The 22,358-nt window shown below is 44.2% G+C and carries 22 protein-coding genes and 2 tRNA genes; 12 read left to right on the top strand and 12 right to left on the bottom strand.

Annotated elements, in window-relative coordinates; all coding sequences use genetic code 11:
- Positions 1–26 precede the first annotated feature (26 nt).
- Genes BP27_RS0109875 through sdhC form a run of 4 tightly spaced genes read right to left on the bottom strand, consistent with a single transcriptional unit; the run spans position 27 to position 3,268 of the window.
- Entirely contained in the window at positions 27–731 is a 705-nt protein-coding gene (locus BP27_RS0109875) for a succinate dehydrogenase iron-sulfur subunit (protein ID WP_027851413.1), read from the bottom strand.
- Positions 732–758: 27 nt separating this feature from the next.
- Positions 759–2,546, bottom strand: coding sequence for a succinate dehydrogenase flavoprotein subunit (gene sdhA, locus BP27_RS0109880; protein ID WP_027851414.1), 1,788 nt, complete (start codon positions 2,544–2,546; stop codon positions 759–761).
- 3 nt (positions 2,547–2,549) lie between these two features.
- A complete protein-coding gene (gene sdhD, locus BP27_RS0109885) occupies positions 2,550–2,897 on the bottom strand; it encodes a succinate dehydrogenase, hydrophobic membrane anchor protein (RefSeq protein ID WP_027851415.1) in 348 nt (115 codons plus the stop codon).
- Positions 2,891–3,268, bottom strand: coding sequence for a succinate dehydrogenase, cytochrome b556 subunit (gene sdhC / locus BP27_RS0109890; RefSeq protein ID WP_027851416.1), 378 nt, complete (start codon positions 3,266–3,268; stop codon positions 2,891–2,893). The genes sdhD and sdhC overlap by 7 nt, the downstream gene beginning before the upstream one ends.
- Positions 3,269–3,635: 367 nt before the next feature.
- On the opposite strand from sdhC, the gene gltA reads away from it, so the two are divergent.
- From gltA to BP27_RS0109905, 3 genes are all read left to right on the top strand, one after another.
- Entirely contained in the window at positions 3,636–4,916 is a 1,281-nt protein-coding gene (gene gltA, locus BP27_RS0109895) for a citrate synthase (RefSeq protein ID WP_027851417.1), read from the top strand.
- A 58-nt stretch (positions 4,917–4,974) separates the two neighbouring features.
- On the top strand, positions 4,975–5,868 hold the full coding sequence (locus BP27_RS0109900) for an NAD(P)-dependent oxidoreductase (protein ID WP_027851418.1): 894 nt from the start codon (positions 4,975–4,977) through the stop codon (positions 5,866–5,868).
- 116 nt (positions 5,869–5,984) lie between these two features.
- Entirely contained in the window at positions 5,985–7,811 is a 1,827-nt protein-coding gene (locus tag BP27_RS0109905) for an HD domain-containing phosphohydrolase (RefSeq protein ID WP_150112046.1), read from the top strand.
- A gap of 295 nt (positions 7,812–8,106) precedes the next feature.
- Here BP27_RS0109905 and BP27_RS0109910 read toward each other — a convergent pair.
- The 3 genes from BP27_RS0109910 to gltX form a co-directional block, all read right to left on the bottom strand.
- Positions 8,107–8,182, bottom strand: a tRNA-Glu gene (locus BP27_RS0109910).
- A gap of 45 nt (positions 8,183–8,227) precedes the next feature.
- A tRNA-Ala gene (locus BP27_RS0109915) sits at positions 8,228–8,303 on the bottom strand.
- A gap of 70 nt (positions 8,304–8,373) precedes the next feature.
- Complete coding sequence (gltX, locus tag BP27_RS0109920) at positions 8,374–9,885, bottom strand: glutamate--tRNA ligase (protein ID WP_027851420.1); 1,512 nt, start codon at positions 9,883–9,885, stop codon at positions 8,374–8,376.
- Positions 9,886–10,171: 286 nt separating this feature from the next.
- Here gltX and dusA point away from each other — a divergent pair, with 286 nt between their 5' ends.
- The 4 genes from dusA to BP27_RS0109940 all read left to right on the top strand — a co-directional run bounded on the left by dusA (position 10,172) and on the right by BP27_RS0109940 (position 14,606).
- Positions 10,172–11,176 (top strand): tRNA dihydrouridine(20/20a) synthase DusA, encoded by a 1,005-nt coding sequence (dusA, locus tag BP27_RS0109925; protein WP_051610501.1) that lies wholly within the window; start codon positions 10,172–10,174, stop codon positions 11,174–11,176.
- Between the two features lie 149 nt (positions 11,177–11,325).
- Positions 11,326–13,710 (top strand): penicillin acylase family protein, encoded by a 2,385-nt coding sequence (locus BP27_RS0109930; protein ID WP_027851422.1) that lies wholly within the window; start codon positions 11,326–11,328, stop codon positions 13,708–13,710.
- Between the two features lie 246 nt (positions 13,711–13,956).
- Entirely contained in the window at positions 13,957–14,301 is a 345-nt protein-coding gene (locus BP27_RS0109935) for a type II toxin-antitoxin system RelE/ParE family toxin (protein ID WP_027851423.1), read from the top strand.
- A gap of 2 nt (positions 14,302–14,303) precedes the next feature.
- The gene (locus BP27_RS0109940) at positions 14,304–14,606 is read left to right on the top strand and encodes a helix-turn-helix domain-containing protein (protein ID WP_027851424.1); all 303 of its coding nucleotides are present in this window, start codon (positions 14,304–14,306) and stop codon (positions 14,604–14,606) included.
- Between the two features lie 68 nt (positions 14,607–14,674).
- On the opposite strand, the gene BP27_RS0109945 is transcribed toward BP27_RS0109940, so the two are convergent.
- Positions 14,675–15,718, bottom strand: coding sequence for an NAD(P)H-dependent flavin oxidoreductase (locus BP27_RS0109945; RefSeq protein WP_027851425.1), 1,044 nt, complete (start codon positions 15,716–15,718; stop codon positions 14,675–14,677).
- Between the two features lie 85 nt (positions 15,719–15,803).
- Here BP27_RS0109945 and BP27_RS0109950 point away from each other — a divergent pair, with 85 nt between their 5' ends.
- On the top strand, positions 15,804–16,019 hold the full coding sequence (locus BP27_RS0109950; protein ID WP_027851426.1) for an RNA-binding S4 domain-containing protein: 216 nt from the start codon (positions 15,804–15,806) through the stop codon (positions 16,017–16,019).
- Positions 16,020–16,053: 34 nt separating this feature from the next.
- On the opposite strand, the gene BP27_RS0109955 is transcribed toward BP27_RS0109950, so the two are convergent.
- Both BP27_RS0109955 and BP27_RS0109960 read right to left on the bottom strand, forming a co-directional pair.
- Positions 16,054–16,896 (bottom strand): pirin family protein, encoded by an 843-nt coding sequence (locus BP27_RS0109955; protein ID WP_027851427.1) that lies wholly within the window; start codon positions 16,894–16,896, stop codon positions 16,054–16,056.
- A 23-nt stretch (positions 16,897–16,919) separates the two neighbouring features.
- Positions 16,920–17,900, bottom strand: coding sequence for a glutathione S-transferase family protein (locus BP27_RS0109960; protein WP_027851428.1), 981 nt, complete (start codon positions 17,898–17,900; stop codon positions 16,920–16,922).
- Between the two features lie 164 nt (positions 17,901–18,064).
- Here BP27_RS0109960 and BP27_RS15920 point away from each other — a divergent pair, with 164 nt between their 5' ends.
- Positions 18,065–18,955: a LysR family transcriptional regulator gene (locus tag BP27_RS15920; RefSeq protein ID WP_036240019.1), complete on the top strand. Its 891-nt coding sequence runs from the start codon at positions 18,065–18,067 to the stop codon at positions 18,953–18,955.
- A 145-nt stretch (positions 18,956–19,100) separates the two neighbouring features.
- Here the strand turns inward: BP27_RS15920 and BP27_RS0109970 are convergent, their stop codons facing one another.
- A complete protein-coding gene (locus BP27_RS0109970; protein WP_027851429.1) occupies positions 19,101–19,400 on the bottom strand; it encodes a helix-turn-helix domain-containing protein in 300 nt (99 codons plus the stop codon).
- Positions 19,393–19,707, bottom strand: coding sequence for a hypothetical protein (locus BP27_RS0109975; RefSeq protein ID WP_027851430.1), 315 nt, complete (start codon positions 19,705–19,707; stop codon positions 19,393–19,395). The genes BP27_RS0109970 and BP27_RS0109975 overlap by 8 nt, the downstream gene beginning before the upstream one ends.
- A 221-nt stretch (positions 19,708–19,928) precedes the next feature.
- Between BP27_RS0109975 and tnpA the strand changes: the two genes are divergently transcribed.
- From tnpA to tnpC, 3 genes are all read left to right on the top strand, one after another.
- The gene (gene tnpA / locus BP27_RS0109980) at positions 19,929–20,237 is read left to right on the top strand and encodes an IS66 family insertion sequence element accessory protein TnpA (protein WP_027851431.1); all 309 of its coding nucleotides are present in this window, start codon (positions 19,929–19,931) and stop codon (positions 20,235–20,237) included.
- A complete protein-coding gene (tnpB, locus tag BP27_RS0109985) occupies positions 20,237–20,605 on the top strand; it encodes an IS66 family insertion sequence element accessory protein TnpB (RefSeq protein ID WP_027851432.1) in 369 nt (122 codons plus the stop codon). Before tnpA ends, tnpB begins: the two co-directional genes overlap by 1 nt.
- A 68-nt stretch (positions 20,606–20,673) precedes the next feature.
- Positions 20,674–22,314 carry an IS66 family transposase gene (tnpC, locus tag BP27_RS0109990; RefSeq protein WP_027851433.1) on the top strand — a complete coding sequence of 547 codons (1,641 nt, stop codon included), beginning with the start codon at positions 20,674–20,676 and terminating at the stop codon, positions 22,312–22,314.
- Positions 22,315–22,358 lie beyond the last annotated feature (44 nt).

The following is a 22,358-nucleotide window of genomic DNA, read 5'->3' on the forward strand; positions in this document are numbered from 1 at the left end:
GAAAGTCTTTTTACTTTTCTTACAACTTAAGTAGCGTTATTCAACAACATACCACGAATGTTACCGATAGCACGCGTTGGGTTTAGACCCTTAGGGCAAACCGCTACACAGTTCATAATACCGTGACAACGGAATACACTGAACGGATCATCCAACTCAGCCAAACGCTCTTTTGTTGCAGTATCGCGACTATCGATTAAGAAGCGATAAGCCTGTAGCAAACCTGATGGCCCAACAAACTTATCAGGATTCCACCAGAAAGACGGGCAAGCCGTTGAACAACATGCACAAAGAATACACTCGTACAAGCCATCTAGCTTTTCACGATCTTCTGGTGTTTGCAGACGCTCAATCGCTGGTTCAGGCGTATCGTTAATCAAGAAAGGTTTAATGCGCTCGTACTGCTTATAGAAAAGCGACATATCAACCACTAGATCACGAATAACGGGTAAACCAGGCAAAGGGCGTATAATTAGCTTGTTGTTTTTCACTACATCTGAAACAGGTGTAATACAAGCTAGGCCATTTTTACCATTCATGTTTAAACCATCGGAACCGCATACACCTTCACGGCAAGAACGACGGTAAGACATTCCATTGTCTTTTTCTTTAATTAAATGCAGTACATCCAACACCATAATATCTTTACCTTTGGTGTCGATTTCAAAGTCCTGCATGTAGGGCTTTTTATCCGTTTCCGGATTGTAGCGATAAACTGATACCTGAAGCATCTTTACTCTCCCAACATCAAATTCTGATTAGTAAGTACGCACTTTTGGTTCAAAATGCTTCAACATCTCGCCCTGAATCATTTTTGGAGCTCGATTAACCGCACGCTTACTTAATGTTTTAGTGGCAGGTGAATAAACCGAGTGCATCAACCAGTTTTCATCATCACGCTCTGTAAAGTCATTACGGCTATGAGCACCACGGCTCTCACGACGCTCATAAGCAGATATAGCAGTTGCTTCAGCCACTTCCAGAAGGTTATCTAGCTCTAGTGCTTCAATACGGCCGGTATTAAATGCTTGGCTCTTATCTTCTAGGTGTGCTTTACCAATACGCTCACGCAGATCTTTTAACTGCTCAATACCTTTTTCCATGAACTCGCCATCACGGAATACACCAAAGTAATTCTGCATGCAGTTTTGCAGCTCAGTACGCAACGCATGAACAGACTCACCATCTTTAGACTCATTCCAGCGATTCATACGCGCAAGAGCTGATTCGATATCTGATTCAGCCGCATCGTCATACTCAATGCCTTGGTCAAGCGCCTGTTCAATGTACAAACCAACAGCACGACCAAATACAACTAAGTCTAGTAGTGAGTTACCACCCAAGCGGTTGGCACCATGTACGGATACACAAGCCACTTCACCACAAGCAAATAAACCATTAACAATCTGGTCATTACCCTCTGCATCAATAGTGATAGCTTGACCATGAACATTAGTAGGAATACCGCCCATCATGTAGTGACAGGTAGGCACAACAGGAATAGGTGCTTTTACTGGGTCAACGTGTGCAAAGGTTTTAGATAGCTCACAAATACCCGGCAGGCGCTTGTTCAATACCTCTTCACCTAGGTGATCTAGCTTCAAGAAAACGTGATCACCATGCTCACCAGCACCACGGCCTTCAAGAATTTCCATAACCATTGAACGTGCAACAACGTCACGACCAGCCAAATCTTTAGCATTGGGTGCATAACGCTCCATAAAGCGCTCACCGTCTTTATTAATCAGGTAACCACCTTCACCACGGCAACCTTCAGTTACCAAGGTACCAGCACCATAAATACCAGTGGGGTGGAACTGCCACATTTCCATGTCTTGCATAGCTAAGCCAGCACGCAGCGCCATACCTACACCATCACCCGTATTAATAAGAGCGTTAGTGGTAGAAGCATAAATACGACCAGCACCACCAGTCGCCATAACAGTTGCTTTAGCTTTAATGAAAATGGTTTCACCATCTTCAATGCAAATAGCAATACAGCCAACCACATCGCCTTTAGCATTTTTTACTAGGTCAACGGCATACCATTCGTTTAAGAAGGTTGCTTCATTTTTTAAGTTACCCTGGTAAAGCGTATGCAAAAGCGCGTGACCTGTACGGTCTGCTGCAGCACAAGTACGTGCAGCCTGACCACCTTTACCAAAGTCTTTTGACTGACCGCCAAAAGGACGCTGGTAAATACGGCCTTGCTCAGTACGTGAGAAAGGTAAACCCATGTGCTCTAGTTCAAATACCGCTTTAGGGCCTTCACTACACATGTACTCGATAGCGTCTTGGTCACCAATGTAGTCGGAGCCTTTAACGGTATCGTACATGTGCCAGCGCCAATCATCGTTAGGATCATCAGAAGCAATGGCGCAGGTAATACCACCTTGCGCAGACACGGTATGTGAACGAGTAGGAAATACTTTAGAAATAACTGCTGTTTTACGACCAGACTGCGCTAGCTGAAGTGCTGCGCGTAGACCGGCACCACCACCACCAACAATGATGGCATCAAACTCTAGTGTACGAAGTGTTGACATGGATTAAGCTCCCCACAAAACTTGAACGCCCCAAACCACATAGGCGAATAAAGCGATAACTACAACCAAGTGATAAATCACGCGTAGCTTAGCGCACTTAATATAGTCCGTAGCTACCGTCCACATACCTATCCAGGCGTGAGCAGCAATTGAAAGCAAAGCTAACAAACTAAAAATACGCATTGTGGTGCCTTGAAAAAGTGTCTTCCAAGTTACAAAGTCAAGATCGCCATTCGTTAATAAAAAACCTAGCAAGAACACAGTGTAAGCCAACATAATAACAGCAGTTACACGTTGCATTAGCCAGTCAGCTAAACCGCTACGGCCAAAATTTGTGACATTGGTTACCATACCCAGACTCCTGCCAACACAGCCAATACAGCTGCTAGAATAAAGACAACTTGCGACATGGTGTGACCATTTTCTAAGTTCACGCCAATATCGAAGTCCATAATGATGTGCTTAACACCTGCTAGGCAGTGATAACCTAAAGCTGTCAGCATTCCCCAAAGCACAAATTTTGCTAGGAAATTATCTTGCAAAGTAGTTTTGACACTATCAAAACCAGCTGGAGAAGATAAAGACACATCAAATGCCCAGAACATAAAAATCAGGCCAACAAATAAAATAACGCCGCTAATGCGGTGAGTTATCGATGCTAACGCTGATAAAGGAAATTTTATCGTCGATAAATCGAGGTTTACAGGTCTATTGCTTTTCACGGCTCTACACACTCTTTTATAGTGCTTGCACAGGTTTCCCCGGCAACAAGCGATTATATTTAAAAGCACTCGCCAGAAAAATGCTTAAATTACTAAGCAGTTTTCTGCTGCAGCACTTATCCCCCAAGTGCAGGTCACTGATTATAAGAACCAACAAATAGTTACGCAATCTATCCAAAGGTTGTGCACTGCACTAAAATAAGCGAATCTAATACTAAGCCTTAATTTAAGGCGTGGCGCATTCTAGCAAGCTAAACGTCAAATACTCTACACATTTAGCGTAATTGACAGGAGAAATTTCGCTTCTATAGTAGTGCCACCTTCATTTTCTAACTGCAAGAATGATCAAAACCTATAAGGAGGCCTTATGGCTGATAAGAAAGCAGTACTAACTATTGATGGCGTTGAGCAGACAGTCGAGCTACCTATACTTTCAGGTACCCTTGGCCCAGACGTAGTTGATGTACGTAGCTTAGGCTCAACAGGTGTGTTCACCTACGACCCTGGCTTTATGGCTACTGCGTCTTGTGAATCTAAAATAACTTTCATTGATGGCGGCAAAGGCATTCTTCTTCACCGTGGCTATCCTATTGATCAACTAGCAGCTAAGTCTAATTACTTAGAGCTTTGCTACTTATTGCTTAATGGCGAACTACCAACAGCTGAAGAATACCAAGAGTTTTCCGAAACCATTAACCGTCACACCATGGTCCATGAGCAGCTAACTCAGTTTTTCAAAGGCTTCCGCCGTGATGCTCACCCCATGGCTGTTATGTGTGGCGTAGTCGGTGCACTATCTGCTTTTTACCATGAAGCTATGGATATTAGCGATGCTTATCATCGTAAAGTATCAGCTCATCGCTTAATTGCTAAAATGCCCACTATCGCTGCCATGTGTTACAAGTATTCAACTGGCCAGCCATTTGTGTATCCACGTAACGACCTTTCCTACGCTGAAAACTTCTTACACATGATGTTTGCTACACCTTGTGAAGAATATAAAATCAGCCCCGTGTTTGCTAAAGCCATGGATCGTATTTTCATGCTTCATGCAGACCACGAACAAAACGCTTCTACTTCAACAGTTCGCCTAGCTGGCTCTACGGGTGCTAACCCCTTTGCTTGTATCGCTGCAGGTATCGCTGCACTTTGGGGTCCTGCTCACGGTGGTGCTAACGAAGCCGTACTAACCATGCTAGACGAAATTGGTGATGAATCTCGCATTGATGAGTTTGTAGCACGCGCTAAAGACAAAAATGACCCTTTCAAGCTAATGGGCTTTGGTCACCGTGTTTACCGTAACTTTGACCCACGCGCTAAAGTTATGAAAGAAACCTGTGATGAAGTGCTAGCTGAACTAGGCTTATCTGATGATCCGCAGCTAAAAATTGCTAAGCGCCTAGAGCAAATTGCACTAGAAGATGAATACTTTGTTGAACGTCAACTTTATCCCAACGTAGACTTCTATTCAGGTATCATTCTTAAAGCCATAGGCATTCCAACCAATATGTTTACCGTTATCTTTGCCATGAGCCGTACTATTGGCTGGATTTCACATTGGAACGAAATGATTAGCAACGATTACAAAATTGGTCGCCCGCGTCAGCTTTACACCGGCGCACCTCAGCGTGACCTACCTAATCGCTAAGCAACAACTGTTCTATCAAAGGCTGCTAAGGCAGCCTTTTTTATTACTTGGAGGAAAAATGAGCACACCTAAAAAAATTGCCTTTATAGGGTTAGGCGTTATGGGCGGCCCAATGGCCAGCCACCTTGCTAAAGCCGGACATCAAGTCACCGTGTTTAACCGTACACCTGCTAAAGCCTCTCAATGGGTTCTAGAAAACCCTGACCACACATCTGCCTCTACACCCGCTGAAGCTGCAGCCAAGGCTGAAATAGTTTTTATATGCGTAGGCAAAGACGAAGACGTGCGCGAAGTTGTAACAGGCCAACAAGGCATTCTAACTAGCCTGCAAGCCGGCAGCCTTATCGTTGATCACACCACTGCCTCAGCCTCCCTAGCTAAAGAAATGGCTGCAGCCTGCCAAAAACAACAAATAAACTTTTTAGACGCACCTGTTTCAGGTGGTGAGCAAGGCGCAATCAACGGCCAACTAACAATCATGGTGGGTGGTGATGCATCAGCTTACGAGCGAGCAGAACCGATTATGCAGTTGTTTGCTAAAGCCGTTACCTATATGGGTGAAGCAGGCGCTGGTCAAATGACCAAAATGGTTAACCAAATCTGCATTGGTGGTCTTGTTCAAGCCTTAGCCGAAGGACTAAACTTTGCTGAAAAAGCAGGATTAGACCAACAAAAAGTTATCGATGTTATTAGCCTAGGTGCTGCAGGCTCATGGCAAATGAACAACCGTCACAAAACTATGATTGCCGATGAATATGAGCACGGTTTTGCTGTAGACTGGATGCGTAAAGACTTTGCTATCTGCCTAGATCAAGCGCGTGCACTTGATGCACAGTTGCCTGTTACTGCCTTGGTCGATCAATTTTATGCTGAAGTTCAGCAACAAGGCGGTGGTCGCTGGGATACCTCTAGCCTATTAAGGCGCATGAGAGCATTCAAGCCACAAGCTTAAGCGAGCGCATTGATTGTGCATATACTTCTAGCAGTTGTTGATTTTTAACTGCTGAACAGGTATTAAGTTGCATTGGTTAACAAAAACCCAAGTATTCAGGATTTTATTTTGTGGGCATGACACAGAGCAAAAACGGAACAACCTCAGAAGAACCGAAGGAAGAAGGTCAGCTAATTAAGTCACGTGAGGGCATCTATCGCCTTATGCGTAGGCTACAAGTCAAGCATACGCCTTTAAAGCTACGCTTTGACTCGGTTGCAGACCACTATACCAGCATGGTGCTCGCCGTAAACTTTAAAGAAGGTTACATTTTGCTAGATGAAGTCACCCCAAAATGGGGTGATGAGCTTATGGCAAAAGCTATTCCCTTTCATTTTGATAGCTACCATGACGGCTGCAAAATTAGTGCAGAAAAGCTACAAGCTGTTGGGCGTGCCATCAAAGAAGATAGCCCGGTTTATAAAGTCCTCTTCCCCACTGAGTTACATTTCTTACAACGTCGTCAATTCTTTCGTGCATCTGTGCGCTTATCTTTAAATATTCAGGTAAGGCTTGGCGTTAAGAAGCCAGAAATTAAACGTGATGAATATGACAACATCATCCCACAAAGCCCTACTTGGGAGCATGATGGGTTGCTCAGAGACTTATCCGCCCAAGGCTGTCAAATTGAAGCCAAGGGTGACTTGCGCGAAACGCTACCAAAAAATACCGAGTACACCAGCTGCTATATTATTTTTCCTAACGGTCACCTTCTTGATATTGGTATAGCCATACGTCACGTTGGTTACGATGAAAAAAGAGATGTTAGCAGCTTAGGTTGTCAGCTCATTAATATGGATCCTAAACTGGATCGCAAAATTTCTTTTATCGTTAATGAGTTACAGCGTGATAATGCTCGCTCAAGTTCAGGCAATAGCTCTGCACCCATATCCGAGCTTTTCTTAGATGCTTCAGGCAAAGAACCTAGCAAAAACACCCAGCCTGAAACCGAAGAAGAAACCAAGGAGCTAGAGAAACTTACAACAGAAGAAGTGCATCACAAAGCTGTGCGTTGCGTACAAAAGCTAGTTAATAGCTTGCGAGATAAAACTGCCTTACCTATCGATGAGGCCTGGGAAGTAACCGATCTACTTTTAGAAAAGCTTCAAAAAGATCGGCAAGAACTACTACTCATTTCTCGTGTTCGCTCATCAGCCAACTACCTTTATGAGCACTCAGTCAGTGTTGCGGTATTGCTTGCTGATCAAACCATGTTTAACCAAGATAACCCTAGGTCTGGTGATCCAAGCTACCTGCGCGACATTATTTTTGCAGGCTTGTGCCATGACTTAGGTAAAGGCTTAATACCTGACAGAATTGTTAATAAAAGCGGCGAATTAAACGAAACAGAAGCCAAGGTAATGCACAAGCACTCTTTGCTAACCCGAGAAGTTCTCTCTAGGCAACAGGGCATGCCTGCCATTGCATTAACCCTTGCCACACAAAACTGTGAGCGCTTAGATGGCTCAGGTCACCCTGAACACCTAAAAGGTATTTCCATAAGCCCTGTTGGCAAGCTAGCAGCCGTTATTGATGTATTTGATGCCATGACCAATGGTCGTAGCTACCGTGCAGGCCTACCCTATGCTTTAGCTTATAAACGCCTTTTAGCCATGCGTGACAAGCTAGACCTAGCCTCTATTCAACAGCTGATTAAACGCCAAGGACTCTACCCAATCGGTTCGCTAGTCGCTTTTGAAAATGGTGACCTAGCCTTTGTAAAGCGCCATGACCAAAATAACCACCCATCAGTGGTTCGCCTAGTCTTTAATAAAAATACCAATCAGCCATTAAAACACCAAGACCTGAAGCTAGCTGTTCTACCTGATAGCAAGAAAAAGCTACTGCCTGAAGATCCTGCCAAGTACCAACTACTTAACGATTTACTACTCAACGAACTTTAAACCTTATCCACAAGATCTGTGGATAAACTGGTGGACAAATCCTTTATACTTGGCGCTAAGCCAATAAATATAGCCTCCACCTTAAAAAGTTCATTTTTTAATCAAGCTTAGTTAGGTTAAGTACACGGGCCAGAGCAGATCAACCCCAGAGGCAAAAGCTAAGTTAACCCAGCCATTAAAAAGTAATATAAATTAAATAGTTAGAGACTTAGATTTTAAGCCTAATAGAAGGTAGGTAAAATTGTGGATAAAACCAGAGATGATTACAACTAAAAGGAATGGTCAGCTGTAAAAGTGGCGTCCCATAGGGGGTTCGAACCCCTGTTACCGCCGTGAAAGGGCGGTGTCCTGGACCACTAGACGAATGGGACGTAAATACTTTTACTAACTAATAAAACAATCTGTAGGACTAGATTTGGTGGAGGTATGCGGGATCGAACCGCAGACCTCCTGCGTGCAAGGCAGGCGCTCTCCCAGCTGAGCTATACCCCCAGGATGTCCTCAAGACGGTGCGTATAATAGGCATCTATCATCACACCGTCAAGCTTTATTTTAAATAAAATTAATCAGTTGCAGTTTTATTAGCCAAAAATGCCTGATAAGTCTTTTCTAGCTTTTTAGTGAGCTTTTTCGAAACACCACCACCAGAAACTAGGTCTAACGCAAAACGTAACCGCGCTCGACTCATATCAGGGCCTAAAATCACCATGGCATCTAAAACAGAGGTAGATGATGTGCTACCACTAATAGCAACAAATACGGGCTGTAAGTAATTGCGCATCTTCAATTCTGCATTATCAGCTAAAGCCTTCACGGTATTTAAAATAGCGTCTTTATTCCAAGTGGTTAAATTATCCATTTCCCAAACTAAAAGCTGAAACAATTCAACCAAATCTGCTTCTTCAAAACCTAATGCATCATAATCGGCTTTAGTGACCTTAGGCATACCGCTAAAGAAGAAACTCGCCATGGGTGCTATATCAGACAAAACCTCAATACGTGGGCGCAGTTGTGGAATAATCTGTTTAACGTAATCGCTGTTAAATGCCCATGTCATAAGCTCTGCAATCAGCTGCTCATCAGTAAAGTCTTCACGCAGGTACAAACCATTTAGCCAGCTGAGTTTTTCAACATCAAATACTGGGCCACCTAGCGAAACTCGCTGAATATCAAAATTCGCAATCATTTCTTCTAGGCTGAACTTTTCACGCTCATCAGGCATGGACCAACCCATACGGCCTAAGTAGTTCAACATAGCCGCTGGGAAATAGCCCATACGCTGGTAAAAATTAATTGAAGTGGGATTTTTACGCTTTGAAAGTTTAGATTTATCTGGATTACGCAACAAAGGTAAATGGCAAAGTACTGGCATTTCCCAGCCAAAATACTCATAAAGTAATTTATGCTTAGGCGCTGAATTCAACCATTCTTCGCCACGCATCACATGGGTAATCTGCATTAAATGGTCATCCACCACATTGGCTAGATGGTAGGTAGGCATACCATCTGACTTTAGAAGTATCTGTGCATCGACCATGCTCCAATCTAAAGCCACCTTGCCACGCAGCAAGTCGTCAATCACACAAGCACCATCATGTTCAGGCACTAGCATACGAATTACAAAGGGCGCATTAGCAGCAGCACGCTTGGCTACTTCTTCTTCAGGTAAGTATAAATCAGAGGGCTTTAAGGCTGTTGATCTACCTGCTAATTGACGTTGGCGACGTAATTCATCCAGTTCTTCACTGGTACGATAGCACTTAAAAGCTTTACCTTTATCGAGTAATTCTTGTGCGTACTTGCCATAAATATCACCTCGCTCACTTTGCCGATAAGGGCCAAATTCACCACCTACGTCTGGGCCTTCATCCCAATCCAAACCTAACCAACGTAAGGACTCAAAAATTTTCTGCTCAGATTCAGCAGTTGAACGCTGCTGATCGGTGTCTTCAATCCGCAGAATAAATTTGCCCTGATGTTGACGGGCAAAACATAAATTAAACAACGCGATATAAGCGGTACCTACGTGGGGATCACCGGTGGGTGATGGAGCAATACGAGTGCGCACAGTCATGCTTATTAATCCTGCTGATAAAAATAATGGGTTAAATCCAGAAACCTAGTTTAAAGGATTCTGCCACTGGCTGCATTGCTCAGAATTTATTGCGACATTACGCCACCTTCACAGCCCTTATTTTTTGTAAGACTATTGCTGCCCCATTTTCTAGGGCTTTATCTGTTATCACAAGGTTTAACCACTAGTAAAACCTAGGGCGACCTAGCACTCCCCTTGCAGGTCGCCATTTTATTTTTCTAAGGTTACACTTCACCAACTTTAACTAGCTAGTGATCTTAATCTTATGTCTCTGCAACTTTGGGGTGATCAACCCTACCCCCGTTTTTCTTTAGCGCCCATGTTAGATGTTACCGACCGCCACTTTCGGTATTTTTTACGTTTGCTTAGCACTCAAACCCTGATGTACTCAGAAATGATTACCACCGGTGCTATTTTACATGGCAAAGACCCACACAGGTTTTTAGATTTTTCAGCCGAAGAACATCCAATAGCCCTACAACTGGGTGGCAGCAACCCAGAAGACCTTGCACGTTGCGCTAAAATAGCTACCGAGTGGGGTTATAACGAAATCAACCTAAATGTGGGCTGCCCCAGCGATAGAGTACAAAACAACCTAATAGGCGCTTGTTTAATGGCCCACCCCAACTTAGTGAGCGACTGCATTCAAGCCATGCAAGCTGCCACCCACTTGCCGGTGACCATTAAATGCCGCATAGGTATTGATGACCAAGACGAAGACCAAGATTTAGAAGATTTTATTAGCCAACAAAAAGCGGCAGGTTGTAAAATATTTATTCTGCATGCCAGAAAAGCTTGGCTAAAAGGTTTATCACCCAAACAAAACCGTGAAGTACCACCGCTTAACTACGCCCGTGTGGAACGCTTAAAAGCCCAACACCCAGATTTAGTAATTGCCTTAAATGGCGGTATCAACACCCTAGAAGCATGCAAAGCCCAATTAGAAACCGTCGACTCAGTCATGCTTGGCAGAGCAATATGGAACAACCCCTGGTTGGTTTCCCAAGTGGACCAACAGCTGTATGGCGAGAAAGATAACGGTCTAACCCAACACCAAGCCATTCGTCATTACTTGCCCTATGTTGAAGAACGCCTTAGCCAAGGCGACAGGCTTAACCCCATCATTCGTCCCTTGCTGGGTGTTTTTCAAGGTGTGCCCGGAGCAAGGCGCTTTCGACGGGTATTAAGTGAAGGTGCACATTTACCCGGTGCCGGTGTAGAGTTACTAGAAGAAGCTTTGGCACAAGTACCAGAAACTACAAACCTTTAAGCCACCGATAACACGGATAAGGTCAAACCCCAAAACAAAACAATATTAGTTTAGTTTTTACTAACAAAGAGTTTATCGGGATTTAATCTGTGCTTATTTGTGTAATCCGTGGCCTAGCTTTTAAGGTCTTAACTAAAAAGGATGTTTTGATGAAACGCTTAGCTATTTTTATTCTAATTTTATTAATCACACTAACGCTAGGTGGCTATTGGTTTACTCAGCAAAAACAGCCCCAGCGTAGTGGTGAAATACAATTAGAGCAGCTAAGCCAAGCAGTGAGTGTGCGTTTTGATGAACGGGGTGTTCCGCATATTCAAGCCGCAACCGAGCTAGATGCTTACCGTGCGCTGGGTTATGTGCACGCCCAAGACCGTTTATTTCAAATGGAAATGGTACGCCGCCTAGCCCAAGGTCAACTGTCTGAAGTGTTAGGTGAAAAAACCCTAAAAATTGACCGCCTATTTCGTACCCTGCGCCTTCACCAGCACGCCAAAAGCTATTTAAAAACGCAAGACCCTAACAGCCCAGCCATGCAAAGCTTAAGTGCTTACTTAGATGGCATTAACCAATACCAAGCCACCCGTGCTAAACCCTTAGAGTTTAATTTATTAGGCATTACCCCTCGCCCTTTTACCGCTGAAGATACGCTAAGTGTCGCTGGTTATTTGGCCTACAGTTTTGCTGCTGCTTTTCGTACCGAGCCTGTTTTAACCTTTATTCGAGATGAACTAGGCGAAGAGTATTTACGCATTTTTGATTTAAGCACACCCAGCCAAGGCGACCTTAGCTATCCTGAACTCTCTTCTACTAACACCACTAGCAGCCTAAGCAGCAACAAATTAACAGCAAACGATTGGCAGGGTTTAAATGCCCTAGCCAAAATTAGCCAAGCAGCACTCATTGAAAACAACCTACCCCAATTTGAAGGCAGTAACGCTTGGGTAATGGCGGGCAGTAAAACCCAAAGCGGCAAACCCCTATTGGCAGGTGACCCACATATCGGCTTTTCTATTCCTGCAGTTTGGTACGAAGCCCACCTACAAACACCTAGTTTTGAATTGTATGGGCACTTTCAAGCCCTGAATCCTTTTGCATTACTAGGGCATAACCAAGAATTTGGCTGGTCACTGACCATGTTCCAAAACGATGATTTAGACTTAATTGCCTTGCCACCCAACTGGGAAAGCTTAGACAGCCACACAGAATTAATTGCCATTAAAGGCCAAGAGCCAGAAGAGCTCACCCTTTACAGCTCAGAGTTTGGGCCTATCGTAAATGCCGCGCTAGGTGAAGAAACACCCGACACGCCCATTGCTATCTGGTGGGCTTTTTTAGAAACCGAAAACCCTATTTTAGAAGCCTTTTACGACTTCAATCGTGCTAATACGCTAGATAAAGCCCGTACTGCCGCCAGTAAAATTCATGCGCCTGGGTTAAACCTTGTTTGGGCGAATGCACTAGGAGATATTGCTTGGTGGGCAGCAGGTAAAATACCGATTCGTGATGCCAGCGCACAGCCGGCTTTTATACTCAACAGCCAAACAGACGCAGTTAAGAAATACGGCTTCTACCCTTTTAGCGATAACCCACAAGAAGAAAACCCCGAACGTGGCTATATTGTTTCAGCAAACTTTTTACCTGCTTCACCCAATAAAATACCCCTGCATGGCTACTACAACCTAGCCGACCGGGGTGAACAACTCATTAAAGAACTAAGCCAACCCAACAAACAATGGAATACCCAAAACAGCCAAGCAGTCCAACTAGGCGAACAAAGTGGCTATGCAGCACGCCTACTTAAACCCTTGTTAGGCGATTTATACGCCAGCGCCAGCAGTAAAGAAGAAACCCTGCTGATTAACCAGTTAGCAAAATGGCAGGGTAATTTCCCAACCGACAGTTATTTACCCACTGTGTTTACTGAATTTACCTACCAGCTTTTAAAAGCTACTTTTTTAGATGAATTAGGCGAAAGCACTTTTGAAAACCTACTTAATACACGCATGATTGATAGCGCCTTACCGCTATTAGCTGCAGACCCCAATTCGCCTTGGTGGAATAATCATAAAACTGGTGAAACACAAACTCGCCAAAAGGTTGTAGGCCAAGCCTGGCAAGCCACCTTAAAACACCTAAATAACACACTCGGCGCTAAGCTAGACGCTTGGCAGTGGGGTAAAGCTCACACCCTAACCCCTAACCATCCTCTAGCTGCGGTTAAACCCTTAGATAAACTTTTTAATGTAGGTAGCTTTGCAGCACCTGGTGGGCACGAACTAGCCAACAACCTTTCTAGCGGCTATACCAGTGCACCTTGGGCTGTTGAATATGGGCCATCGACAAGACGGTTAATAGACTTTGCTGAGCCTGAAAAAGCCCTAGGTATTAATCCGGTCGGCCAGAGCGGCGTTGTATTTGATAAGCACTATTCAGACCAAGCACAAGCTTATATAGAAGGACGCTACTACCCACAGCACTTAGCAGAAAAAGCTATTCACAAAAACACCCAAAGCACCTTAAAACTAGTGCCTTAGCTTGAAATAAAAACCTAAGCCATGAGTTAGCAGGGATAAATAAAGCCAAGTCCTTGCTAATAACCACCAGCTCCACTCATTACCATCACTTAAGCACTAGCCTGTAAAAAGCTAATTAAAATACTTTGCTCTAGGTCTTTGTTCTACTGCAATACAACAACTAACATTGAAAATTCAGCCGCAAAAAAATAACCTTTACGCTATATAACCTACAAGCTATAATAACCTAAGCAAATTGAGGTAACTATGTGGGAGATAGTCACTGTTAATTACTTTGACCAATGGTTTCTTTCATTAAGTAATAGCGAACAGCAAAGTATTCTAGTGGGTATATTTAAACTAAAAGAGTTTGGTCCAATGCTCGGCAGGCCTGACGTGGATACTCTTAAGAAAACTAAAAAAGTTAGAAATTTAAAGGAGTTAAGAATTCAGCATAATGGTAAACCTTACCGTATATTCTTTGCCTTTGATCCACTTCGTCAAGCTGTAATGCTTTGTGGTGGTAATAAGTCAGGTGAAAAACGTTTCTATGAAGACCTGCTACCTATTGCTGAAAAAGAATTTCTAAATTATTTACAAACCCTGAGGTAACTATGGCTAAACCCTTGAGTGAACTGCTTAAAAAAATTGACCCTAATGTTATTACCGGTGCCCAAGAGCAAGCAACACAAGAAATCTTTGAAATGAAGTTAGCTGCACTTCGTGAAGAGCTTGAGTTATCACAGGTCGAAATAGCAAAACGCTTGGGTGTTTCTCAACCATCTATTGCCAATTTAGAAAAACGTGGACAAGAAATTAAACTTTCATCATTAAAACGTTATGTAGAAGCCATGGGCGGTAAACTTACCCTAGACATTCAACTGGCTGACGGGCGCCATATTGGAATGAATTTTTAAAACTCACCTTCTCTTGGGTTGCATAGTCGCCAACTTTTTTCTGACCTAACAACTAAACACGGTGAAGATCAAAACTCAGCTAATTGCCTAGTTAATTCACCTGCCGAAATCTCTTTACAGCCTGTTGGGTTTTGGCCCGACCAAAGGGGCGAAAAATCAGCTGAATTGTTCTTTTCGGCTGCTGCCCGTAACTTACCCATTTCAATGGAAGCATAAGGAAAATCTGGTGCTGTTTCACTGATATAGCCTAGCTCTTTAATGGCCTGGTTAACGATACCTCTAGCTGGCCTACCCGTAAAAATATTGGTGAGTGCCGTGTGTTCAGCTTCAGTACTTTTTAATGCTGCACGATGCAGCTGACTGGTATTTGATTCATTACACAGCAAATAAGCAGTACCCACTTGCACTGCGCTAGCACCTAGCAACAATGCAGCCTGCACGCCTTTAGCATCGGCAATACCACCAGCTGCAACAACAGGCACTTTTACTTGGCTAACAATTTGTGGCACCAAAGCAGCCAAACCCACTTGAGTGGTTATATCAGCTGATAAAAACATACCACGATGCCCGCCAGCCTCTAAACCTTGTGCAATAACCCCATCAACACCCTGAGCTTCCAGCCACAAAGCCTCTTTAAGCGTTGTCGCAGTAGATAAAACTTTAGTACCCCAGCTTTTTATACGCGCCATCAAATCATTACCGGGCAAACCAAAATGAAAGCTAATAATTTCTGGTTTAAAAGCTTCAATTAAATCTGCCGTAGCATGATTAAAGGGTGTACGACTAGCTCCCGCTGGTAGGCTAGCGGCTTCAATACCTAGCTTATCAAAATAAGGCTTTAGCCTTGCTTGCCATACAAGTTGCTTCTGCTCATCAAAAGCAGGCATTTCGTGGCAGAAAAAATTAAGGTTTACTGGCTTAGTTGAAGCCGCTTTGATTAGCTTAATTTCAGCAACTAGTTGTTCAGGGCTTAACATAGCGCAGGGTAAAGAACCTAAACCACCTGCTTCACTGACTGCGATAGCCAAAACACTGTCTTGCACACCCGCCATAGGCGCTTGAATAATAGGTAGCTCTGTTCCTAAAAGCTGTTTACAGTCTTTGTAGTGCATACACCCACCCTTACTTAAAAATGGCATTTCAAAATATTCGTGATACTTTAACCCTTTATTTTATTCATTGTAAAAGTTGATGCCCATGAACCTAGTACTTATCAATAAAGAACCTGTTGAGCTCTATAAAATTTTAAAATTTGAAGGACTAAGTGCCAGTGGTGCAGAAGCAAAACAAGCTGTAGCCGATGGGTTAGTAAAACTAAATGGCGTACTAGAAACCCAAAAGCGTAAAAAAATTGTTGCAGGCGATATCATTGAATTTGATGGCGAGTCTTATCAAATTCAGCTGGAAGACTAGGAATATCGCATTTGAGAAGACTAACGCAATATTGCTATTGCGTTAAAGTGCCATCTCGGTAATCACGCATTGCCTGTTCTAACTCTTCTTGGGTATTCATCACAAACGGGCCGTATTGCGCGACAGACTCGTTAATGGGTTTACCACTTAACAGTAAAAACCGACTAGCCGCATTCGCTTTAACCGTTAGTGTGCCGCTATCAGTTAAAATGCTAGCAGCATCTAAAGGTGCCGCTTGGCCTTCGATACTTAGCTCGCCTTGGTAGCAATACACAAAAGCCTTGTGGCCTACGGGTAATTCAAAGCTGACCTCTGCTGCTTGCTGCACATCAAGATCGGCCATAATGGCTTCGGTACTTAACCCTTGAATAGCCCCGGTTAAGCGCTGGCCGGCAATATCTAGCTTGCCTGCAATCACTTTAGCCTGCACACCTTGGCTAACCTCTTGCCAAGGCATACTGCTACTTGGCACATCTTGGTAGCTGGCTGGCAGCATTTTTTCATGGCTTGGCAGATTTATCCACAGTTGAAAACCACGCATGCGCCCCTCTTCTTGCTGGGGCATTTCGCTGTGAATAATCCCTCGTGCGGCATTCATCCACTGCACATCACCAGAACGCAAATCACCTTTATTGCCCAGACTATCTTGGTGCAGCATGTGGCCTTCTAGCATATAGGTAACCGTTTGAAAGCCTCTGTGTGGGTGTTCAGGAAAACCTGCAATATAATCATTGGCATCATCTGAAAAAAACTGATCAAGCATTAAAAATGGGTCTAGCCTTGCCATTTGGGTTTGCCCAAGGCTGCGCTTAATTTTGACGCCCGCACCATCACTGGTTCCACGGGCATTAATGATTTTTTTAATCTTGCGTTGCATATAAAAAGTATCCTCTTAACATTTTATAAATGGTTGCGGTTATGTGGCTTAGTTAAATTAAGCTCAGGACCTTCAGGAATAATGCCGTAAGGGTTAATGGTTGGGTGGCTTTGGCAGTAATGCTGTTTAATATGTTTTAAATTGACCGTGCCTGCAATGCCTGGCTGTTGGTATAAATCACGCAGATAACCACTTAGGTTTGGGTAATCATCTATCTGGCGAATATTGCACTTAAAGTGCTGCACATACACGGCATCAAAGCGAATCAAGGTGGTGAACAAACGCCAGTCTGCTTCGGTAATGCTGCTGCCGGTTAGGTAACGCTGGTTAGATAAAATTTGTTCAGCTTTATCTAGCGCATTAAATAATTCAACCACTGCTTCACTGTAGGCTTCTTGTGTAGTGGCAAAGCCTGATTTGTACACACCGTTGTTAATATTTGGGTAGACCCAGGCGTTTATTTCATCGATGCTCTGCTTTAGTTCAGCTGGGTAAAAATCAACCGGATTAGCACCTAGGCTATCAAAGGCGGTGTTAAGCATACGAATAATATCGGCCGATTCATTGCTGACAATTTGCTCGGTTTTTTTGTCCCATAAAATGGGTACAGTAACGCGACCCGTGTAATCGGGTTGTTGTTTTATATAGAGCTGGTACGCATAGTCGAGCTGGTATAAATCATCACCATTAGCACCCAAGTCGTCGGTGTCGAATGTCCAGCCGTGCTCAAGCATTAAAGGATGCACTGCACTAACACCTATGCTTTCTGTTAGGCCTTTTAATTCACGCATTATTAAAGTGCGGTGTGCCCAAGGGCAGGCGTAACTAACATATAGGTGGTAGCGGTCGTGTTCGGCTTTAAAGCCTTCTTTACCGGTTGGGCCAGCACTGCCATCGGCTGTTATCCAGTTTCTAAACTGGCTTTCTTGGCGCACAAACTTTCCACCGGTAGATTCAGTGTCGTACCACTTATCATGCCATTGACCTTCAACTAATAAACCCATGTTTTGCTCCTTCTACTGCTCTTGTTGTTTATCGCTAAACTCAGATTAAAGAATAGCGGCTATTAACTTTTATTCACTAGAAGGCTAGTCTATTATCTATTTTATAGTTAATGAATCGCACTTTCTAACGGATTTCAATCTAAAATTTAGATAGGTTTGCAATAATGCATATTAGTTTGCAGCAATGGCAGGCATTTGTGGCAGTAGTAGAGCAGGGTGGTTATGCCAAAGCGTCTGAAGCTTTAAATAAAAGCCAATCTTCGGTTAGTTACAATGTAAGCCGCCTGGAAACGCAGCTAGGCCTTAGGCTTTTTAAAATTGAAGGCCGTAAATCAGTGCTAACCTCGGCTGGTGAACAAATGCTATTACGTGCTAAGCACTTGTTAAAGCAAGCCACAAACCTAGAACAAGTTGCCAAGCAGCTTGCAAATCTAGGTAAGCCCGAGGTGGTCATCGCTATGGATACTATTTTTCCTACTGAACTTATATTTGAGGTGTTAGCCAAGGCAGGCGAAACCGAACCATTGCTTCGTGTGCAACTATTAGAAACAGTATTAGGTGGCACAGATGAGGCTTTAATGAGCCGCGAGGTCGATCTAGCCATTAGCACCCATGTGCCAGCAGGGTTTATGGGTCAACATTTAATGCGAGTAGAATTTATTGCCGTGGCCGCACCTTCACACCCGCTACATAAGATGACCGCGCCTATTAGCTTTGATAATTTACGTGACTTTAGACAGTTAGTAGTGCGCGACAGCGGTTTAAAATTTAAACGTGAAGCCGGTGCTTGGTTAGAAGCCCAGCAGCGCTGGACAGTAAGCCATATCACTTCCGCTATAACGGCTGTGCGAATGGGTCAAGGGTTTGGCTGGTATCCTAAGGCGTTAATTGCCAAAGAACTAGCAGCAGGTGAGTTAAAGCCGCTACCACTGGCCAAAGGTGATAAGCGCTATGCTGATGTGTATTTGATTATTGCCGAGGGTGATATGGCAGCACCACAGGTGTTAGACCTTGCTGCTAGGCTGCAAAGTAGAGTATGCGCAAAAACAATATAAGCTTCTTCTTACGAACAAACTCAAAATTATTAATAGTATAAAAAATATACCATTATGGATTTCTGCACAAGCTTGCTAGAGGTTTTAACGCCTAGCTTTGCGAGTGCCGGAGCGCAGCGTAGGCGCGTCCGACAACAGCCGCTTGTTAACCCCGTAGCTCGTGGCCTTCTCGAATGACCTCGGGATGACGGGAAGCAATCTCAATGAGTGCTTTTGCTGGGCCAGAGGGTTCACGTCGACCTTGCTCCCACTCCTGCAGGGTTCGCGCGGAAATATGCAGCACCTCAGCAAACTCGACCTGAGTCAGTCCGGTTTTGCCTCGAGCCTCTACCACCTCGTTAGGCTCAACACGACTAACTCGTGCAGTTTTGCCCGCTTGCATTTCTTTAACAGACTGAAGCAACTTGTTGCCAAGCTCCTCAGCACTCAGCGTCTCGTCACTCATTTTCCAATACCTCACGAATCGACTTCAGGATATGAGCGGGTATATTGCCCCTGACAGCTTTTTTGTAGATCACTAATAACCAGATCTCACCATTTGCCAGCTTAGTGAAGTAAATGACTCGCACCCCACCACGCTTCCCTGAACCCGCTACCGACCAACGAACCTTTCTACATCCGCCACTACCCGAAATGGGGTCGCCAATTTCCGGACTTGCCGCAAGCCAGGCAAAGAAAGCGCCTCGCTCTTCCTCAGTCCAGATTTTTCTGGCATCCGCTTCAAATGTGGGGGTTTCGATGATAGTAAACATGACAGCCAATATACGTCATTGACGGACTTTTGCAAAGTGGTGGTCACAAGGGTTAACGCCGCCAACACAGGCGAGCGCAGCGAGTCCAGCCAGTGTGCTTTTTTTTGCACTGGCGATTGTGCTTGGCCTTGTTAGACCGTAAGCGCCCTTAAATCAGCCTCTTTTAACTCAATCTGCCTAGCATCACACTAATACCTGTCTTTTTAAAAGAGGTGTTGGTTATGAATTTGCAAGAACGTCAGCAGTTTTGGCAGCAGCAGGTTAATACTTGGCAGACAACGGGTTTATCGGGTGCGGCTTTTTGTAAACAGCAGGGCTTGAACTACCAACAGTTTATTTATTGGCGTAAAAAAAGCCAACAGCCAGAAACTACAGTCAAGCCAGCAGGTTTTGCCCAGGTTACACAGTTAACCGTTCCAACCAGTCGTAACAGTAATGAACTTAACATTCATCTGCCTAGCGGCATCAGTTTTTCAGGAATTAATACGGGTAACCTTGATATCGTGTTAGCTCTGCTAAGGAAGCTCTAATGCAGGTGCGTTATTTACGGCCAGCCAAGCAAATGCCGGAAATTTATCTGTACCGTGCGCCGGTGGATTTTAGGAAGCAAGCTAATGGCTTGGCACTGCTCATTGAACAAGAGCTTGGATGCAATCCATTTAGTGGCGCTTTGTATGCCTTTACTAATCGGCAACGCAATAAAATTAAGTGCGTCATGTGGGAAGACAATGGTTTTGTCATGTATTACAAAGCGCTGGCGGAAGAAAAATTTAAGTGGCCTAAGCCAGCTGATGATCTGTTAGCTCTAACGGGTGAGCAAATAAATTGGCTGTTAGATGGCTATGATATCAGTCTATTTAAAGGCCATAAAATACTGCATTACGAAAGTGTTGGATAGCTCGACTTTACTGGGTTTTAGCTGCTTTTAAGGGTGCTTTTGGTGGCGGATTTTGCTATAATTTCGGCATGAAAAAACAGCCTAAAACTACCATGAAAACCCCTGATTTAAGTAGCCTAAGCGCTGCTGAATTACGTTTAATGGTGGCCCAATACCAAGCTGTCGTAGAAGAACAAAACACCAGCTTATTAGAACAAAATGCTCGCTTAGAAAATCAAAAAAGCAAGCTAAACGAAGCGCATCGACGCATCGCACTGTTAGAAGAAATCAATCGCCTACTTAAAACACAAAAGTTCAGTGCTAGTAGTGAAAAGTCTAAGTTCCAGTTTAATCTTTTTGACGAAACCGAGCTTGAAGTAGAGATCAATACGTTACTAGGCGCTTTGCCTGAAACCGATGATGAAAGTACAAGCATTGCCCAGCAACGCAAAGAGCGTAAATCACGTCAGCGCGGTTTTTCTGCCAACCTAGTACGTGAGCGCATTGAACACCAGCTCACGGAACTAGAAAAAGCCGGTGCTAGTAAAACCTTCTTCACTAAAGTAAAAGAAGAGCTGCATTACATTCCAGCGCAGCTAAAAGTGCTGGAGCACTGGCAAGAAAAAGCTGTTTTCACCCCTGAAGGCGATGCACAAGAAGAGCAGGTGGTAGCCGCACAGCGCCCTGTACATCCGTTTGGCAAATGCTCAGTCACTACCGCACTGATTGCCCACGTTATTAGCGATAAATACCAGTACGGTATGCCGCTATACCGTCAAGAAAGTAAATTTAAAGGCTTAGGCCAGCCGATTTACCGCAACAACATGGCGCAGTGGTGTATGCGCTTTGGTGATACAGCTAAACCCTTGCTGCAACTGATGCGCGAGGTGCAAAACAGTAGCAATTACCTGCAAGCGGATGAGACCCGTCTGCAAGTGCTTAAAGAAGACGGTAAAACAGCACAATCTGATAAATGGATGTGGGTCACTCGAGGTGGACCACCGGATAAGCACAGTATACTTTTTGAATACGACCCATCACGAGCAGGCAGTGTGGCTGTGCGCCTGCTGGATGATTTTGAAGGTGTGCTGCAAGCCGATGGCTTCTCTGGCTATAGCAAAATATGCCGCGAGAACAACCTCACCCGTATCGGCTGCTGGGATCATGCGCGACGTAAATTTGTTGAGGCCGATAAAAGTGCTGATTCTAAAGCTAAAGCCAAGAAAGGCACAGTGAGTAAAACCGATGTGGCACTCAGCTACATTCGTAAACTCTACCGTATAGAGAGCAACATCGCTGATAAAACAGATGAAGAGCGTTTAAAAGCGCGACAAGAAATCAGCGTGCCAGTGCTGAATGAATTTAAGCTGTGGCTTGAGAAAAACGCTGCAAAAATCATGAAAGGCGGCGCTCTGAGAAAAGCAATCGACTACACCTTAAACCAGTGGCAATACTTGGTGGGCTATTGTGAGCGCGGCGACCTTAAGATCAGTAACGCCTTGGCCGAAAATGCCATCCAACCCTTCGCTATTGGCCGTAAAAACTGGTTATTTGCCGACACTCGTAAAGGCGCAGAAGCCAGCGCCGCTTGTTACTCACTGATAGAAACCGCCAAGGCTAACAACCTCGATCCACAAGCCTACATCAAGCACATTCTTGACCGCATAGCTGTCGCTGACACATTAGAAAAACTCGAAGCCCTGCTGCCATGGAATGTAGAACTGGATTAAGCTAAGTAGCCGTTCTGCAAGGGTGCTGATTTAAGGGCGCTTAC

Source organism: Marinospirillum insulare DSM 21763, from assembly GCF_000686905.1.
GTDB classification, from domain to species: domain Bacteria; phylum Pseudomonadota; class Gammaproteobacteria; order Pseudomonadales; family Halomonadaceae; genus Marinospirillum; species Marinospirillum insulare.